Annotated in this window: 10 protein-coding genes; 8 read left to right on the top strand and 2 right to left on the bottom strand. The window is 43.9% G+C overall.

The annotated features are described in order from the left end of the window. The 6 genes from IEY67_RS11410 (at nt 1) to IEY67_RS11385 (ending at nt 12,935) form a co-directional block, all read left to right on the top strand. On the top strand, nt 1–1,866 hold the full coding sequence (locus IEY67_RS11410; RefSeq protein WP_183671452.1) for a RagB/SusD family nutrient uptake outer membrane protein: 1,866 nt from the start codon (nt 1–3) through the stop codon (nt 1,864–1,866). 231 nt (nt 1,867–2,097) lie between these two features. Next, nucleotides 2,098–4,224 carry a glycoside hydrolase family 36 protein gene (locus IEY67_RS11405; RefSeq protein ID WP_183671453.1) on the top strand — a complete coding sequence of 709 codons (2,127 nt, stop codon included), beginning with the start codon at nt 2,098–2,100 and terminating at the stop codon, nt 4,222–4,224. After that, on the top strand, nt 4,221–7,697 hold the full coding sequence (locus IEY67_RS11400; RefSeq protein WP_183671454.1) for an alpha-galactosidase: 3,477 nt from the start codon (nt 4,221–4,223) through the stop codon (nt 7,695–7,697). The genes IEY67_RS11405 and IEY67_RS11400 overlap by 4 nt, the downstream gene beginning before the upstream one ends. Nucleotides 7,698–7,827: 130 nt before the next feature. Next, the gene (locus IEY67_RS11395) at nt 7,828–9,147 is read left to right on the top strand and encodes an acetylxylan esterase (RefSeq protein WP_183671455.1); all 1,320 of its coding nucleotides are present in this window, start codon (nt 7,828–7,830) and stop codon (nt 9,145–9,147) included. Between the two features lie 185 nt (nt 9,148–9,332). After that, the gene (gene aldA, locus IEY67_RS11390) at nt 9,333–10,769 is read left to right on the top strand and encodes an aldehyde dehydrogenase (protein WP_183671456.1); all 1,437 of its coding nucleotides are present in this window, start codon (nt 9,333–9,335) and stop codon (nt 10,767–10,769) included. Nucleotides 10,770–10,916: 147 nt separating this feature from the next. Continuing rightward, nucleotides 10,917–12,935: an SUMF1/EgtB/PvdO family nonheme iron enzyme gene (locus tag IEY67_RS11385; RefSeq protein ID WP_183671457.1), complete on the top strand. Its 2,019-nt coding sequence runs from the start codon at nt 10,917–10,919 to the stop codon at nt 12,933–12,935. A 182-nt stretch (nt 12,936–13,117) separates the two neighbouring features. Here IEY67_RS11385 and IEY67_RS11380 read toward each other — a convergent pair whose 3' ends face one another. Continuing rightward, the gene (locus IEY67_RS11380) at nt 13,118–14,068 is read right to left on the bottom strand and encodes an NAD(P)H-dependent flavin oxidoreductase (RefSeq protein ID WP_183671458.1); all 951 of its coding nucleotides are present in this window, start codon (nt 14,066–14,068) and stop codon (nt 13,118–13,120) included. Nucleotides 14,069–14,181: 113 nt separating this feature from the next. Here IEY67_RS11380 and IEY67_RS11375 point away from each other — a divergent pair, with 113 nt between their 5' ends. Together IEY67_RS11375 and IEY67_RS11370 are read left to right on the top strand one after the other, a co-directional pair. Continuing rightward, complete coding sequence (locus IEY67_RS11375; protein ID WP_183671459.1) at nt 14,182–16,299, top strand: M3 family metallopeptidase; 2,118 nt, start codon at nt 14,182–14,184, stop codon at nt 16,297–16,299. 210 nt (nt 16,300–16,509) lie between these two features. Further along, complete coding sequence (locus IEY67_RS11370) at nt 16,510–18,624, top strand: M3 family metallopeptidase (RefSeq protein WP_183671460.1); 2,115 nt, start codon at nt 16,510–16,512, stop codon at nt 18,622–18,624. Nucleotides 18,625–19,078: 454 nt separating this feature from the next. Here the strand turns inward: IEY67_RS11370 and IEY67_RS11365 are convergent, their stop codons facing one another. Continuing rightward, the gene (locus tag IEY67_RS11365) at nt 19,079–19,957 is read right to left on the bottom strand and encodes an aldose 1-epimerase family protein (RefSeq protein WP_122351495.1); all 879 of its coding nucleotides are present in this window, start codon (nt 19,955–19,957) and stop codon (nt 19,079–19,081) included. Nucleotides 19,958–20,023: the final 66 nt, after the last annotated feature.

The following is a 20,023-nucleotide window of genomic DNA, read 5'->3' as shown; positions in this document are numbered from 1 at the left end:
ATGAAAACGAAATTAAATATAGCAATAGTCGCTTTGGCTGCGACAATGACGTCGTGTTATGATGTATTGGACAAAGTTCCGACCGATCGGTATACGGATGCTGTAGTATGGAATGATCCTGCATTACTTGATATGTATCTGGCAGAGCTTTATGCTTGTACGCCGGTGATGATTAATGATGCGACATGTTTATATGACAGTTCGCCTATGAATCGTGATGGTAATGATTGGGGAACCGTTATGGGATACAGTGAGCAGATGGAAGGTACTGTCAGAATGCTCGAAATTACAGATGAGGCAAAGTATAATTTCGGGGCACAAGCTCATATGCTCGATATAAAAGATAACGGATTTCAGGTAAACTCTACTCAGATGCAGTGGTGGGGAAATGCTTATTATACCATTCGGAATTTGAATGACTTTATTGAGCGTGCAGCTGAGTCCTCTATTTCGAATGTGAATGAGCGAATTGCTGAAGCTCGTTTTTTAAGGGCATTTTGTTATTTCGCAATGGTAAAACGTTATGGAGGAGTACCTTTGATTACTGAGGTCCAGTCTATCGATGCGGATTCCACTGCATTGTATCCGAAACGTAATACGGAAAAAGAATTGTACGACTTCATCCTGAAAGAGACAGATGAAATATCTGAAATCCTTCCTTCTGCTACGGATGCGGGGCGTGCCAATAAATGGGCTGCATTAGCTCTTCGAAGCAGAGCTGCATTATACGCAGGAAGCATCGCTCAATTTGGTTCGGTACAACTGGACGGATTATTGGGTTTTCCTAATGGAGAGGCTTCACTGTATTATCAGATTTGTTATGATGCCAGTAAGAAGATCATGAGTGAAAGCCCGTATGCCCTTTATAATGCGGATGCAGATAAAGTGGAGAACTTTAAGAATATATTTTTGAAAAAAGGTAATTGTGAAGCAATTATGGTAAAGCAACATACCGGTCCAAGTGCTTCGGATGGCGGAAAGAACAGATGGTCATGGGATATGACGGAATGTCCTCGTCCGAATGTCTGGGGTGTCGGTAACTATCATGGTCCTTATCTGGATATGGCGGAAGAATTCGAATATATAGACGGCACTCCTGGTAAGATTGACCGGGCATATGCAAAAAACCGTCTGTGGACGATGGAGGAATTATGGGGGAATAAAGATCCCCGGTTCGCTGCTTCTATCTGGACGAATGGAACCTCATGGCCGGATGCTGTAGGTGGTGTATTGGGTGAGAATACAATAGACATGCATAATGGCATCATTTCGAAAGATGGAACACTGATCGACGGGCGTTATGATTCCTACGAGGGTGTTGCTGCAATCGGAGATCAGCTGACACGTTTTAAAGAGCTTAGCTGTACTAATACAGGGTTCGGTGTAATGAAATACCTTGATCCAACGGCAAATAATATGAACTGGTTCAGTGAGTCGACAACCGATTATCTGATTTTCCGCTTCGGTGAGGTTTTATTGAATTATGCAGAAGCAGCGTTTGAACTGGGTAGAACCAGTGATGCGTTGGACGCTGTCAATCAGATTCGTGAACGTGCTGGAATTGCCAAATTAACTTCTATCGACCGGGAAAAGATACATCATGAAAGAAAAGTAGAATTAGTTTTCGAGAACCATCGTTATTGGGACTTAAGACGTTGGAGAACTGCCGTTACAGCTCTTACACGTACATATTCCGGTTTACGGTATATCTATGATGCAGCCAGTGGAAAGTATCGTTTGGATTTTGTCGATGATATCGACGGAAGACCGCAAACACCGACTTTCCCTGAAAAGAATTATTATTTGCCTATCGGGCATGGCCGTACTTCTGCTAATCCGAATTTGGTGGAGAATCCGGGGTATTAATGATTTGATCTACCAGTGGCCACTATTAAAAAGTGGTCACTGGTATTGCTGTAGTTTCAAATGGAATATGTGTTTCATTAGAATGAAACAATAGTTTCACCTTAGAGAAACAACTGTTTCATAGGGATGAAATAATTGGACAAATAGTACAACAGAGCATCTGATAAAGATAAGGAATAGAAATAATACAGGTGTTTTGACTCTGCAGAATAGTAACTTAATTATAATAAAATGGAGAACAGGCAATTCAAGTTAAAAGGTATAGCATATAGTTGGAAAATATTGCTGTCATTATTACTGATATATACAGGTTGTTTTAGTGTAGTGGGGCAAACTACTGTCAGAATGTCGAAGCACTTACCCGGTATAGAGCAATGGATCGAAGAGCACTTTGCCGAAGGGAAAATACCTCCTTTTTCTTTCGTTTATGATGGACAGCCGTCAGAGAGCTTTATTGAACAATGGAAGTATTCGGCAGAGAAACTGACTGTAGACGAACCGGATGTAGTCGAATACATATTCACATATATAAATCCGACTAATGGATTATCAGTCATATGTAATGTGAAAGGATATTCGGATTATCATGGCGTGGAATGGGTTCTGAACTTCACGAATAAAAGTCCGGAAAATTCACGAGAGATAACAGATGTAAATGTATGTGATTTATCCATACAATATCCTGCGGAAGGGGCTTTTCACCTTCATTATTCAGATGGCAGTCATATTTCCAAATACGATTTCCATCCCCGCTCCATAGAATTGGTTACAGGCGAAATGAAACGAATGAGTCCGGAAGGAGGACGTTCTTCCCAGGGAGATTATTTGCCGTTTTTTAATATAGAGTCACCGGCAAGTCAGGGAGTGGTTATGAGTGTCGGATGGACCGGAACCTGGCAGGCAAATATTTCTGCGAAGGATAAGAATACAGTGGCTATGGCCGCCGGTATGAAAAGAATGAATTTATATTTATATCCGGATGAAAGTATCCGTACTCCGAGTGTCAGCCTCATGTTTTGGGAAAGTAAAGACCGGATGGATGGACATAATCAGTTCAGACGTTTCATTTTGGCACATAACAGCCGGAAGATCAATGGAAAATTGGCTGAATATCCACTATCCAGCGGATTTAATTACCGGGATCCTTCTCCTTGCGGGGAATATTCCTGCATTGCGAGTGATTACGCGATAGCTATGGTAAAGAGATATATCCAGTTTGGATTGAAACCGGAAGTGTTCTGGTTGGATGCGGGCTGGCATACGGATGCGTCTGATTTTGAACATGGAAAATCGTGGGCTAATACGACAGGAAACTGGACTATCGATACCCTGCGTTTTCCGGAAGGTTTACGGCCTGTAGCAGATGTGATACATCAGGTCGGGACTAAATTTATGGTTTGGTTTGAACCTGAACGGGTTGTAAGAGGAACCCAATGGGCCGTGGAATACCCTGAATGGATGCTTGAAAAAACGATGCAGGGAGATCCGAACCGGGAAGATAATACCTGGCTTTTATTTGATTTAGGAAATCCGGAGGCTTGTGAATGGTTATCGAAGTATATCGGTGATATGCTTGAAAAGAATGGCATAGATTATTACCGGCAAGATTGCAATATAGAACCGGCTGATTATTGGGAAGCAAACGATGAACCCGGACGTATCGGCATGAAAGAGATCCGGTATGTAGAAGGTCTGTATCGTTTCTGGGATTATTTGTTGGAACGTTTCCCAAATCTTCTGATCGACAACTGTGCTAGCGGTGGACGGAGAATCGATTGGGAGACTACGGGCAGAAGCGCACCTTTATGGAGGAGTGATTATTATCATTATTATGATACGGACGGACTGCAGAACCAGACGTACGGACTTGAATTTTTCTTACCTATACATGGTACGGGAAGCCTTAATACGGATAAGTATTCTTTCCGTTCCAGCATGAGTTCCGCCCTTATCTATAATTGGAAAGTAACAAATACCCAGGCATCCATACCGGAAATGCAACAATGCTTGAAAGAGTTCCATGAAATCCGGCCTTATTATTATGAAGATTATTATCCATTGACAGGAACGGGAGATATTACCCCTCTGAATATTTGGATAGCTTATCAGTTACACTGTCCGTCGGATGGCAGTGGAATCATTGTTGCTTTCAGGCGTCCTGAGTGCGGAGAGAATAGAATCAATGTGAACCTCCGGGGAGTAACTCCCAAAAAGGAATATAAAATTACAAATATGGATACCGGTAAAGTACTCAATATGTCAGGAAAGGAATTAACTGACGGATTGATGCTTGAGCTGGAGAACCCTCGCTCTTCCCTTTTATTGAAATATGAACCTGTTAATACTATAAAGAAATGAGAAAAAAATTATTTTATTTTGTGGTTGCCCTGATTATATATCCATATATATGTATAGGGCAAACAATTGCGTCGATGGATAGTCGGCCGACCGATGTGGAACATTGGATATCCTCGCATTTTGCACAAGGAACTGTTCCTCCTTTTTCATTCGAATACGGAGGAAAGCCATCCAAAGAATTTATCAAAGATTGGGCATATTCGGCTAAACCCCTGAAAAGCGACGATCAGCATGAAGTCAGATATTGCTATACCTATCAGGACCCTGCGAGCGGTCTGAAGGTTGATTGTGATGTAAAAGGTTTTACAGACTCACAAGCTGTAGAATGGGTACTTCATTTTACGAATACCGGATCCGGAAATACCCCTGAGATAGCGAATGTCTGTGTTTCCGATATCGTTTTCCGGTATGACCGGCCGGGCAACTTTCGTTTGCATTATGCGAATGGAAGTTTTCCGTCCAAAGCAGATTTTGCTCCCCGTTTGAAAGAATTGACTTCGGGTGAGAACCTGTATATGCGCCCTGATGGCGGGCGTTCTTCTCATACGGCTTTTCCTTTCTTTAATATAGAATCGCCATCCGGTCAGGGTGTGATGGTTGCAATAGGATGGACAGGAACCTGGTTCTCCGATGTACGTTGCACAGATGCACAAAGTATTCAGCTTAAATCAGGAATAGAACGTTTGAAGGCATATCTTTATCCCAAAGAAACTATTCGTACATCGAGTGTCTGTCTATTATTCTGGCAAGGGAATGACCGTATGATCGGACATAACCAATTCCGTCGTTTCATATTAGCGCATCATACCCGTAAAGTAGATGGGAAACCAGCTCAATACCCGTTTTGTAAAGGATTTAATTATGGTGATCCGAGCCCGTGTAATGAATATACCTGTTTGACTGCCGATTATGCCATCGCATTGGTCAAAAGGTACAAACAATTTAAACTCCTGCCGGAAGTTTTCTGGCTCGACGCCGGTTGGTATGATCAGTCGGCAGATGTTGCCAATAATAAGAATTGGGCAAATACGGTTGGTAACTGGACGGTCGATTCCGTTCGTTTTCCGGAAGGGTTGAAGCCCATTGCGGACGAGATACATAAGGTAGGCTCTAAGTTTATGGTTTGGTTTGAGCCGGAAAGGGTTTATTATGGTTCTGCCTGGGCAATCGAACATCCCGAATATATGTTGGAAAGACCTGGTGCGGATGCTTGCCTCGTCAATTTGGGAAATCCGAAGGCTTGCCGGTGGATGAGTGAATATATCGGCGATTTTATAGAAGAGAATAACATCGATTATTACCGGCAGGATTTTAATATCGAACCGGCAGGTTTCTGGGAAGCAAATGATGAACCGGGACGGCAGGGTATATGCGAGATCAAATATATTGAAGGTTTATATGCTTTCTGGGATTATCTGCTGGAACGTTTTCCGAATTTACTGATCGATAATTGTGCCAGTGGCGGCCGTCGTCTGGATCTGGAAACGACTACCCGAAGTGCCCCTTTATGGAGGACGGACTACAGTTATGGAGAACCGGATGGTTATCAGTGCCATACATACGGATTGAATTTCTATCTGCCGTTGCATGGGACCGGCGCATGGGGAGTAGATAAATATACCTGCCGTTCCAGTTTAAGTTCTGCTGTAACGTTCAACTGGAAGATAACGGAAGCAGGCGTCTCTATTTATGATATGAGAGACAGACAAGCTGAGTTTGAAGAATTGCGTCCTTACTTTTTGGAAGACTACTATCCTTTGAGTGGTATAGATAATACAACCGCTGAAAATACATGGCTGGCTTATCAGTTGTACCGCAAATCGGATGACAGTGGTTATATCGTTGCTTTTCGCCGTAAAGAATGTCCGGATAAAGATTGCAGGGTTGAATTATCCGGAGTGAACCCGGATAAAACTTATTTACTCATCAATAAAGATACCGGCGATTCGATAAGAAAAACCGGAAAAGAGCTTTCCGAAGGTTTGACACTGACATTGAACGAACCTAGAAGCAGCATGATAATCAGATATCAAAGTGATCTGTCCGAACCAGTACATGATCTGGTTGTCGGGGAGAAGACAGATGCGGTATTACAGGCTATAGGTGCAGAATTTGATCCTCACTTCCTTTCTCAGAATGTAACCCGGAATGATGGAGCTAAAGAAAAGGATTGGAAGAATATCATAGAAAAGCGAATCAAGGATATGGACATTCATCGTCTCCGTGTAATGGTATTGCCGCAGTGGTATGAACCGGAGAATGATAATGACGACCCCGGTTTAATAAATTGGGATAAGTTTACATTCAACTCCCCGGAGATGCAATCACTATACCGTGAACTGGATTTGGCACAGCAGCAACAAATGGAAGTGACATTGACATTATGGGGTGCTCCCGACAAACATTTCCTGGCAGGCTGCAATAGTGGGAATTGGGTTGTTGCCCCTGAAAGCAACGAGGAATGGAGTGAAAACTTTTCGGCACTAATCCAATATTTGATAAAAGAAAAGAAATATACCTGTATAAAAGAGATTACTCCGGTCAATGAACCGGATTGGTCGTTCCTGGTTAATGGGAAGAGGGCTTCTACTGCAAAATACATTGAAATGTGTAAGGCTTTGGACCGGCGTTTTAAAAAGGATGGAATACGTGAACTGGTCGATTTCAGCTTGTCGGATAATTCCGACGGAGGCATAGGTACGCATAAATACCTGGCAGCCTGTACCCGTGAGTTGGCGGATGTGGCGGATGTTTTTAACTCCCATACTTATATTTTCGGGTATGAAACACCAAATTCAACTATTCTGGATTGGGAAAGACAGAATTATGAATTATCCAAGTCGGCAGGAAAACCTCATTTTGTCGGAGAATTCGGAGGAAATCAATGTGTCGGAGCTGCCAGGCAGAAGGATATTAATTTATATGAACGTGGCGTGTTAATGGTACGTATAGCAATTAATTTATTGAATGCCGGTGCAAGTGGTGTCAGTTATTGGAGTTTGATAGATCAATATTATGGTAAAAATGACAGCTACGAGGGGATGCAGCAATTAGGATTATGGAAATATGTAAAGAATGCTTATGCGCAGGATACCTGTTATGAGAATATGACGGTAGACTATGAAGTTCGTCCTCAATATTTTGCCTATTCCCTGCTGACTCGTTTTATTCGTCCCGGAGCAGAAGTTTATCCGATATCGACCCCAGATGAATTTTATGTGGGTACTGCAATAAAAAATAAAGATGGGAAATGGGTGTATATATTTGCGAACGGTACAGCTCAGGAGAAAAAGATAAAAATCAGTAATAAGTATGTCGGTGCGAAAGGAACATATGAAGTTTATAAATATGCTCAGAATGCTTTGCCGAAAGGAGATAAGCAAATCTCACCGGAAAAACGGGTTATGAAAGGAGGAAATGAGTTCTTCTATACGTTGCCGATTAATTCTGTTATTCTTTTAAGAGAGAAGTAATAAAGTTTCAATGAAATGGTTCCGCAGTGGGAGGGCAGAATATATAAATTCTGCTCTCCTATCTCTTCTCGATACGAAACTTGTTTTCATAGATATTTATTGATCATAAATACTATTTATCATTTGTCGAATGAAACGAGATATCTTTTTTTCTTTTCTGCTTTTTATCGGTTACCTGTTTTCTCCGGTATCGGTTGTTCTCGCTCAGACAGTTCCCTCACCTTTACAGTTGGATATTGCGGTGGACAGAAATTGGATATTTGATCAAAAGCACCTTCCTCATTTTTCCCTGACACTGACATCTCCCGAATGTATTGATGGCTCTCTCCTTATAAATGTAACGACAGATTTTGGTGAAATTATTTCTTCACAAACAGAAAAATATACATTTGCAACCGATTCTCCGGTTTTAGACAGTCTTGGTTTTCGCAGCCATATATCATTTGAATTGAAAGACCTTATTCCCAGCTTTTATCATGTGACGATTCTTGCGGAAAAGGATACTCTTCGACAATTTTCATTTGGGTATGAACCGGAGATGATCCTGTCGGAACCGGATAAACCGGAAGGGTTCGATCAGTTCTGGCAACAGACCCTGGCTGAGTTGGAAAGTGTGAAACCCGAATATAAAATGTCGCTTCTGAAAGAGGCCTCGACGTTAGAACGTCAGGTTTATGAAGTGGAAATGAAATCTTTGGAAGGTGAGACAATACGGGGGTATTGGGCTGCTCCTACAGATAAAGGCAAACATCCGGCCGTAGTCGTTTATCAGGGTTATGGAGCGACCACCTGGATTCCTGGTGAAAATGATTATCCCGGATGGTGTGTACTGGTCATTCCTCCTCGCGGACAAGGGCTCAACCTGCCGTATAATCGGTTTGGGGAATGGATGACTTACGGCCTTGATTCTCCGTTACGCTATTATTATCGGGGAGCATTTATGGATACGGTTCGGAGTATAGACTTTGTTTTTGAACAATCTGAATATGATGGAAAGAATCTTTTTGTGACAGGCATTTCCCAGGGGGGAGGATTATGCTTGGTTGCAGCATCGCTCGATAAACGTGTGACTGCGGCTGCCCCCATAGTTCCGTTTTTAGCAGATTATCCGGATTATTTCCGAATAGTTCCGTGGCCTGCCAGCTTAGTTTATGCAGAAGCCGGAAAACAAAATCTCACACAGGATGAGGTCTTGTCGGTAATGAGTTATTTCGATTTGAAGAACTTGACGGAACGTATCACCTGTCCTGTGTTGATGGGGTTCGGATTACAGGATGATATAACGCCGCCTCATACAAATTTTGCAGCCTATAATCAAATTCGTTCTCCCAAACGATGGATTTGTTATCCTCTGTCGGGACATTTGGCGGCATACGATCATATGGAGAATTGGATAGAAGAGAGCCTTCGGTTCTTCGAAAAAAGTTTACATTCATTTGCACGAAATTAGTTTCATGATAAAAGATGATAAAGCCGACTAATTGTTTTTTATTGTACAAATAATTTTTTATTTTTACAAGGTTCTTTTTTACTCAGGGAATGTATAGCAGATTTTCTTAAAATACCATGTATAACAAATATTTGATTCCTTGACAAAGGGAAACCAATAGTATTAATTATCAATTAAAAGAGACCATGAAAGATTTAAAAATGTACATCGATGGGCAGTTCATCGAGAATCGATCCGGAAAGTGGATCAATGTGTTGAATCCTTCTACAGAAGAAGTTATCTCCCGTATGCCTGACGGGACAGTAGAAGATGTCCGTACAGCCATCGATGCCGCAGAGAAAGCACAAGGTGCATGGGAGCGCCTGACTTCCATAGAACGCGCACAGTATCTTACTAAAATAGCACAGGGAATTCGTAACAGGGAAAAAGAACTGACAGACATTATTGTACGTGAAGGTGGTAAGACCCAGGGATTAGCTAATGTCGAAGTTAACTTTACTGCTGATTATATCGATTATATGGCCGGTTGGGCACGCCGTTATGAAGGAGAAATCATTCCCAGTGACCGTCCTCATGAAACTATCTTTGTCTTTAAGAAACCTATCGGAGTGACAACAGGTATATTACCGTGGAACTTCCCGTTCTTCCTGGTTGCCCGTAAGGCTGCTCCAGCTATGTTGACGGGAAATACGATTGTGTTGAAACCAAGTCAGTTGACTCCGGAGAATGCTTATGTCTTTGCCCAGATCGTGGATGAAGTGGGAGTGCCTAAAGGTGTATTCAATATCGTAAACGGTCGCGGATCGGTTGTCGGGCACGAGATGGCTGCTAATCCGAAAGTCGGTATGGTCAGCCTGACAGGAAGTGTATCAGCAGGTGTACAGACCATGGAAGCTGCTTCGGCCAATGTGACAAAAGTGTCGTTGGAATTGGGAGGAAAGGCTCCGGCTATCGTTATGCCGGATGCGGATCTGGATCTGACTGTGAAGTCGATCATTGCTTCCCGTGTTATCAATACCGGACAGGTATGTAACTGTTGTGAACGTGTTTATGTACATTCCAGTATTAAAGATGCCTTTATTGAAAAGTTACTGGATGGCTTTGGTAAGGTGAAAGTGGGTAACCCCAGTGAGATCACAGACCTGGATATGGGACCGCTGATCGATGCCGGTGCCTTGAAATCAGTGGAAGAAAAAGTAGAGAAAGCTGTTAAGCAAGGTGCAATCCTGGCTTATGGCGGCAAACGTATCGGGACCCAGGGATATTTCTTTGAACCGACACTTTTGACTAATTGTACACAGAAGATGGATATTATCCAGGAAGAAACATTCGGTCCCGTTCTCCCGATTGTAGAATTTACAGAAGTGGAAGATGCTATTGCCTGGGCGAATGACTGTGAGTACGGACTGACCTCTTCGGTCTATACACAGAATCTGGATATGGCCTTTAAACTGATGCGTTCCTTGAAGTTCGGTGAAACTTATATCAATCGTGAGAACTTTGAGGCAATGCAGGGATTCCATGCCGGTTGGCGTAAATCGGGTATTGGTGGTGCTGACGGTAAGCATGGTTTGGAAGAATATCTTCAGACTCATGTCGTTTATCTGGAGACACAGGGTTAATGTAAATCCGGTACGATTAAACAGAATATATAGAAAGGAGATTCCTGGTAGTCAAAGATTATCAGGAATTTTTTTTGATAAATATCCCGGATTGTATTTCCGATAATATATTTATCTTTATTCCGGAATATGGAAAAATGAATAATGATGAGAAACGCTACAATCTTATGTTACTGCCTGATAGCATTAGGTGCCTTTACTATTAACGCACAGGAAACGAATAGTCTGGGAATGCAATTTGCCCGGATTCCGGCAGGGTCTTTCCATATGGGAAGCCACGGACAGGGAGAGGACTACGATGAAGCCCCGATCCATCCGGTAACGATCACAAAACCTTTCCTGATGGGAACAACTGAAGTGACAAACGCCCAGTACGAACAATTCGATCCTTCCCATAAAGAATTACGGGGAAAATACGGTCTTTCAAAAGAAGACGACGAAGCTGTGATCTTCGTCAATTACCGGGAAGCGGAAGCCTTCTGTAAATGGCTTTCGGAAAAGGAAGGAAAAACATATCGCCTGCCGACTGAAGCCGAATGGGAATATGCCTGTCGTGCCGGTTCCTACTGGAACTTTTGGATGGATGACGGACTACATGCTGTTTATCATAAAAATCAGCAGAATGTATGGGGAACTGATTCGACTATCAATCTAAAGGTCGGCAAAACACCGGCCAATCCTTTCGGCTTGTACGATATGCACGGAAATGTAGAGGAATGGTGCTGCGACTGGTACGGACCTTACGAGGCTTTTCCGCAGACAGACCCTGTGGGGCGTGCTGACGGATTATATAAAGTAACGCGTGGTGGAAGCCATAGTACGCCGGAACGATTTCTGCGCTCCGCCAACCGTCTGGCAATGATTCCGGAAGATAAACATTGGTTGACCGGATTCCGGGTTGTCCAGGCTGATATGCCGCAAACCCGGCCTTTACCTGCTATCGAACCTGCTTCGCAGGAAAATATTTCCCAACAAAAATATAATTGGGGAACTCCGTTGAAAACCCCGTTCTTTGCTGAGCCTCTCGTTTATGTAAAAACTCCGGACTGTTCTTCGGGTGTCCCGTTTTATAAGCATAACCATTGTCCGGCTGTCAGTTGGTGTGATAACGGCGATTTATTGGCAATCTGGTTCACTTGTGACGAGGAGTCGGGTAGGGAAATGGTTATTTTGGAAAGCCGTCTGAAACAAGGTACTGCTGAATGGAGCGAACCGCGTGAATTCTTTAGAGTCCCCGACCGGAATGTGACAGGCTCGTCTCTCCTGAATAATGATGGGACACTGATTCATATGAATGGAGTGGAGGCTGCCGGGACCTGGGAAACACTGGCTATGGTGATGCGTACCAGTAAAGATAACGGAGCCACCTGGAGTCGCCCCCATCTTGTTGCCCCGGAACATGCCCGTCGCCATCAGGTAATAGCAGGCTCCTCTAAAACGAAAGAGGGTTGGCTGATACAAGCCGCTGATGCAACACCCCGGAGTAATGGAGGTACTGCCTTGCATCTCAGTAAAGATAACGGTCTGACCTGGGAAGATATGGGAAAGACCAATCCCGGAACTTTCGAAGCCGGTGCTTCGGGTGGAACCATTGCCGGAATTCATGCTGGTGTAGTACAACTGTCAGACGGTCGTCTTATGGCTTTGGGGCGTGGTGACGGCATTGTCGATAAAGACGGTCTGGAACGTATGCCTATGAGCCTGTCGGAAGATAATGGTCGTACCTGGACATATAGTGCTTCGGAGTTTCCTCCGATAGACGGCGGTCAGCGCCTGGTATTGATGCGGTTGAAAGAAGGTCCTCTTTTACTGGTCTCTTTTACGAACCATCCTTTCCGCCTGAAGAACGGATTGAACGGAATGACCTTTAAAGATAAAAACGGACGGGAATATACAGGGTATGGAATGTATGCTGCCCTTTCTTTTGACGAAGGAAAAACATGGCCCGTAAAAAAGTTACTGACAGACGGTAAAAGTCGTTTCATGGATGGAGGCGCCTGGACAGGTTTCTTCGATATGGATCAGACGCATGCCGAACCTCGCGGTTATCTGGCAGCGACACAGACACCGAATCAGATTATCCATCTGTTGAGTAGCCGGAATCATTATCGGTTTAACCTGCAATGGCTGGTCGAAAATACAGACTTTCAAGGGAAAATAAAGTGATCTCTTCGGTTTTGCCTAAACAGGTTATCAGTCAGGGGCTTGCAGTTTCCTAAATTTTTTTAATAAGGAAACTGTAGTTTCCTGCGCGGGGAACTGTGATTTCCTCGGCAGGGAACTGGCGTTTCCCAGGCAAGAAACTCCAATTTCCTAACGAGGAAATTATCAGGACACCGGATGCTCGGTTAGAAAAGATTTGCTTCGTTGTTCAATCCGGCAAGTGCTTTACGATAATCGGCAACAAGTTCTGCCATCACTTCACTAACTGTCTGTTCTTTTCTGAATAAGGCGGCAACCTGTCCGATTTCCAGTTCTCCTTCTTCCAGATTACCTTCGAACATACCTTTTTTGGCTCTTCCTTTGCCTAGTAAAGCGCGCATATCTTCTGCAGATGCACCCTGTGCTTCGGCTTCTTCCACTGCTGTTTTGAAATCACCTTTTGCGAGCCGGGTAGGAGCCAATTTCTTGAGGAGTAACTTTGTATCGCCTTCGTTGAGGTTGAAGCAGAGTTGTTTGAATTTCTCGTGAGCGGAACTTTCGGTTGTCAGGGCAAAACGTGTTCCGATCTGTACGCCTTCCGCACCGAGGGCGAAAGTGGCGAGCATTGCGTCACCGGTTCCTATTCCTCCGGCGGCCATCAGTGGGAGCGAGGTAGCACGGCGTACGGCAGGGATCAGGCAGAGTGTTGTCGTCTCTTCACGTCCGTTATGACCTCCGGCTTCAAAACCTTCGGCAACGACAGCATCGACACCGGCCTCTTCGCATTTAACGGCAAATACGGAACTACTTACCACATGCACGACGGTGATACCATGCCCTTTCAGAAAAGGTGTCCATTTCTTCGGACTTCCGGCAGACGTAAAGACTATTTTTACTCCTTCTTCCACGATCAGTTGCATCAGTGTATCTATTTCCGGATACAACAACGGAACATTAACACCGAAAGGCTTGTCGGTTGCCGCTTTGCATTTCCGGATATGTTCGCGTAATACTTCGGGATGCATAGAGCCGGCTCCCAATAATCCCAGTCCTCCGGCGTTACTTACAGCCGAAGCAAGCCGCCATCCGCTGCACCAAACCATTCCGCCTTGTATAATAGGATATTTGATGCCAAACAATTCACATATTCTATTCATGGTTATTCTAATTATAATGTTAAAAGAACAAAGAAAGATAAAACTTCCCTATCTTTGTGCATCCTATCGTATAATTAATGTAGACATAAATTAATTCTTACAATATCATGGTTATGAATAAAACGCTTATGGCTGCCAGTCTGGCAGTAGTTTTGGGAGCCTGTAACTCCTCAAAGAAAAGCGATGTAGCAGATGCTGCACCCAATCCTTTTTTCTCGGAATATACAACTCCGTTCGGTGTTCCTCCTTTCGATAAAATAGAAGTAGCACATTATAAACCGGCTTTCGAGAAGGGAATGGCGGAGCATAAGAAAGAGATCGATGTCCTGGTGAATAATTCGGAAAAGCCAACCTTTGAGAATACGATCGTTGCCCTCGACCAGGCAGGCGAGTTACTGAATAAAGTTATGTATGCTTTCAGTGGGCAGTCGAGTGTGAACACAACCGACGAGATACAGGAACTCGAGCAAGAATTGTATCCTATTCTCTCTGCCCATTCTGATGATATCAGTTTGAACCCGGCCCTTTTTGCCCGTGTGAAAGCTGTTTACGACAATCAGGCTTCGCTTAACCTGGATAAGGAACAAAAGAAGCTACTGGAAGAAACCTATAAAGGTTTTGTTCGCAGCGGTGCCAACCTCGATGCCGACAAGCAGGCTAAACTGCGTGAACTGAACGAGCAGATCTCAGTACTGGAACTGACCTTCGGACAGAACACCCTGAAAGAAACAAATGCTTTTAAATTGGTTATCGATAACAAAGAAGACCTCTCAGGCTTACCTGAAACCCTGATCGCCGCTGCCGCCGAGACAGCTACTGCCGACTCGATGGAAGGCAAGTGGGTTTTCACGCTTCACAACCCGAGTGTAATGCCTTTCCTGCAATATGCAGATAACCGGGCATTGCGCGAAAAGATGTTTAATGCCTATGTTTGCCGGGGAAATAACAATAATGCCAACGACAACAAAGAAGTAATAAAGAAACTGGTTACCGCCCGTCTCGAAAAGGCCAAACTGTTGGGTTACGAAGACTTTGCCGCTTACGTCCTGGAAGAGAACATGGCAAAGAACGAAAAGAATGTATACCAACTGTTGGATCAGCTTTGGAAACCGGCGTTGGCAAAGGCAAATGAAGAATTGGCCGACATCAATGCCGAAATAAAGAAAGAAGGTGGCAACTTCAAGGCTGAAGCCTGGGACTGGCGTTATTATGCCGATAAAGCACGTCGGGCAAAGTTCGACCTGGACGAGAACGAAGTGCGTCCGTATCTGGAGCTGAACCATGTACGTGAAGGGGCCTTTTATGTGGCAAACAAACTGTACGGTATCACCTTTACAGAAATAACAGACATTCCGAAACCAGATCCCGATGCCTATGCATTCGAATGTAAGGACAAAGACGGTTCTCCGTTGGGTGTTCTGTATATGGACTTCTATACCCGTCCCGGCAAGAGTGGCGGAGCATGGTGTGGCGGTTATCGTTCGCAGACTTATAAAGACGGTAAAAAGATCACTCCGGTGGTAACGACTGTCTTTAACTTCAGTAAACCGGCAGCCGGACAACCTGCCCTGCTGAGTACCGATGAAGCAGAAACCGTTTTCCATGAATTCGGTCATGCACTGCACGCATTGTTTGGCGATGTTCATTATTATGGCGTTGCCGATGTCCCTCGCGATTTCGTAGAACTGCCTTCGCAGGTCAATGAGCATTGGGCATTTGAACCTGAAGTATTGAAAGTATATGCCAAACATTATAAGACGGGCGAAGTTATTCCCCAGGAACTGGTAGATAAGATCGTGAAGAGTGGTAAGTACGGACAAGGTTTTGCTACAGTAGAATATCTGGCTTCTTCTTTGTTGGATATGGATTACCATGTAATGAAAGAAATTCCGGCCGACCTGGATATTGAGAAATATGAAGGGAAAGCGATGTATGGTCGCGGTTTGCCGACTCAGATAGCACCTCGTTACTGGGGAACTTATTTCGGCCATACGATGGAGGGAGGATATACTGCCGGTTATTACAGTTACATCTGGGCGGAAGTATTGGATGCCGATGCTTTTGAAGCTTATAAGGAAACTGGTGATATCTTTAATCAAGAAGTTGCTGCAAAATTCCGTCAGTATGTCCTTACTCCGGGTGGTATCGATGACGCTATGGATATGTATACCAATTTCCGGGGAAAGGAGCCGAGCATCGAGCCGTTGCTGAAAAACAGGGGACTGAAATAGTTGACAAGACAGTTGACAGTTGACAAGTGACAGTTGACAGTTACGGTTAGGTTGACTGGCTAAATTTATTATTGACAGTTGGCAAATGATAGGAGACAATATATAAGCGTAAAGTTTATCTGTCAACTGTCACCTGTCAACTGTCATCTGTCTTGTCAACTGTCAACTTTTTTCTATCTTTGTGCAAATTAGTAACTTAAACAAAACATAATGAAGAAAACAATTATGGCTGCCGGATTAGCCGCTGTCTTGACAGCCTGTGGTTCGTCAGGAAATAAAACAGAAACCATGACAGAAAACCCTCTTTTAACTGAGTTCAAAACTCCGTTCGGTGTTCCTCCTTTCGATAAGATCGAACTGGATGATTATATGCCTGCTTTTAAAGAAGGTATCGCTCTACAGCAAAAGGAAGTAGAAGAGATTGTAAAACAGAAAGCTGCTCCCGATTTTGAAAATACGATTGTCGCACTCGACCAGAGTGGTGATCTGCTGCGTAAGGTAAGTGCAATTTTCTACGGGCTCAACAGTGCGAATACAAATGATGAGATGCAGGCATTGAGCCGTGAATTATCTCCGTTACTTTCAAAGAACAGTGATGATATTCGTATGAATCCGGATTTGTTTGCCCGTGTAAAAACGGTGTATGAGAATCAGGAATCGATGAATCTCAATAAAGAACAGAAGAAATTACTGGAAGAAACCTATAAAAGTTTTGTCCGTGGCGGAGCAAACCTGGATGCAGAACAACAGGCCCGTTTGCGTGAACTGAATAGCGAAATATCCATGCTTCAGTTGACTTTCGGACAAAATATGCTGAAAGAAACGAATGCTTTCCAATTAATTGTAGATAATAAGGACGACCTTGCCGGATTACCGGAGAGTCTGATCATGAATGCTGAAGTAGCTGCCCGTTCGGCTGGTCTGGAAGGCAAATGGCTTTTCACGTTGCATAATCCGAGTGTGATGCCTTTCCTGCAATATGCCGACAACCGTGCGTTGCGTGAAAAGATTTTCAAAGGTTATATCAACCGAGGAAACAATGGTAATGATGCCGACAACAAAGACGTTGTACTTAAATTGATCACTCTCCGTCTGGAAAAAGCCAAACTGATGGGTTATGACAACTACGCTTCTTTTGTGTTGGAAGATCGTATGGCAAAAACGCCGGAACAGGTATATGCTCTTTTGGATGAGATATGGAAACCTGCACTGGCTAAAGCTAAAGACGAACTGGCTGATATCAATACTGAGATCAAGAAAGAAGGCGGCAATTTTGAAGCGGAAGGTTGGGACTGGCGTTATTATTTCGAGAAAGCTAAAAAGGCTAAGTTCGATCTGGACGAGAATCAGGTCCGTCCTTATCTGAAGCTTGAAAATGTGCGTGACGGCGCTTTCCTTTTGGCTAACAAGTTATATGGTATAACATTTACTCCGATCAAAGATATACCGTTACCTCATTCGGATGCTCAGGCTTTCGAATGTAAGGATAAAGACGGTACGCATCTGGGGGTTCTGTATATGGATTTCTTCCCTCGTGCCAGCAAACGTGGCGGAGCTTGGTGTGGAACATATCGTTCGCAAACTTACAAAGATGGCAAACGTCTCGGTCCGGTTGTTACGATTGTATGTAATTTTTCCCAACCGGCTCCCGGACAACCTGCTTTGCTGAGTGCAGACGAGGCGGAAACATTATTCCATGAGTTCGGTCATGGCCTGCATAACCTGTTTAAGGACGTGCATTATTATGGCGTATCGGGTGTTCCCCGCGATTTCGTGGAACTGCCATCACAGGTTATGGAACATTGGGTGTTTGAACCGGAGTTGCTGAAAGAATATGCAAGACATTACGAAACAAATGAAGTGATTCCTGCCGGACTGATCGAGAAACTGGATAAGAGCGGTAAATACGGACAGGGTTTTGCAACGACCGAATATCTGGCTGCTTCTTTGCTGGATATGGATTTCCATGTATTGAAAGAAGTACATGAAGGTGCCGATGTGATGAAGTTTGAAGAGGCTGTCCTGGGTGACCGTGGCTTGTTGAAACAGATTCCTTCCCGTTATCGTACGACTTATTTCAATCATACGATGGGTGGCGGATATACGGCCGGTTATTATAGTTATATCTGGGCGGAAGTATTGGATGCCGATGCTTATCAGGCTTATAAGGAAAGCGGTGATCTTTTCAATCAAGACGTAGCTCAGAAATTCCGCCAGTATGTTCTTACTCCGGGCGGTATCGATGATGCAATGGATATGTATAAAAACTTCCGTGGCAAGGAACCGAATACGGAACCGCTGCTGAAGAATAGAGGCTTAAAGTAGAGTTACTTTTCTCTTGATAGAAAAGTAACCAAAAGATCAAGGCTGCACCGGCTTCGCTGCTACGGTGAAAGACTACGCTCAAAAATCCGAAACTCGCTACGCTCAAACAACGGATTTTTTTAACCGCTTCGTCTTTCCCCTTCGCGGACGCTCACCCGCTGAGGCCTTTCCAAGGAAGTTCTGCTTCCTCTTAGGATCGCCGATATCGACACCTATATATTATAACAGGTGCTTTCTGTTTTAACAAGCAGTATCGGCAATCACAAGAGAACGCTTTGCGTTCTATGAAAGGCCTCAGCTGACGAGCGTTAAGCGCAGCAGCCGGAGTGAGCGCCTGGAGCATCCGCTGTTTGAGCGTAGCGAGTTTCGGAGGCGACAGCGAACGCAGGATGCGGAGTAGCGAGGCAGGTGCAGCCTTGATCTTTTGATTACTTTTGGATCAAGCCAAAAGTAATTAATAAATTTCGATAAAATAGGAAGCCTCAAACACTTCTCCCGGCTCCAAATGTTGCATCCAGTCTTTATCCTTATATTCTCCCGTATAATTGACCCGGTCACAGCGTCCGTACCACGGTTCGATGCAAACAAAAGGCGCATTTTTAGCAGGAGGCGACCAAAGGCCGACAACCGGTGCCGTGAAATATACGGAGAGTGAGGTGCTTCCGTCCTGTTTCAATAAGTCGACCCGGTTGATCTGGTTGTTTTCAATGACTAACGCATCTTTGTCGAAAGTGTGTGTATCCAGTGGTAACAATCCTTCTTTGTCAAGTACAAGCGGATATTCTTTCTCTCCGATGCATCCTTTCTCCTCGACCAGTTTGTATGTCAATCCCTGTGTTTTATCAAAGGCAAAGAAACCTCTTTTCTGATCTTCTTTGTCGTAGTCCGGAAAATAGAAAGCCGGATGTGCCCCGATCTGGAAATGAAGTTCTTCGTTTCCGGTATTTTTTACGTACCATAAAACTTCGATCTGGTTACCGGCCAGTTTATAACCGATCTCCAGGCAGAACGGGAAAGGATATATCTGCAATGTTTCTTCGTTTTCTTGTAGCCGGAAACGCAATTCCGTATCAGTTTCCTTTATTAGTTCAAACTCCCGGTCCCGTGCAAAACCGTGTTGCGATAGTTTGTATGTCTTTCCGTTATGGCGGTATTCGTTATTCCACACACTGCCCACGATAGGGAATAAAACGGGTGAATGGCGTTTCCAGAAAGCCGGATCTGCCTGCCATAAAAATTCTTTACCGGTCGCGTTGGCAACGATGCTGCTGAGTTCGGCTCCATGTGGTGACACCTGAATAGTCAACAGGTTATTCGATAATGTTTTCTTCATCTGATCTGTTTGTTTAAGTCATTTTCAATTTCAACAAAGTTAGTGAACTTATTTTTTGATTCTCCA

This window comes from Parabacteroides faecis (assembly GCF_014647375.1).
GTDB classification, from domain to species: Bacteria; Bacteroidota; Bacteroidia; order Bacteroidales; family Tannerellaceae; genus Parabacteroides; species Parabacteroides faecis.
Note: the sequence above shows the minus strand (reverse complement) of the source record. Positions and strands in the feature narration are given on the sequence as shown.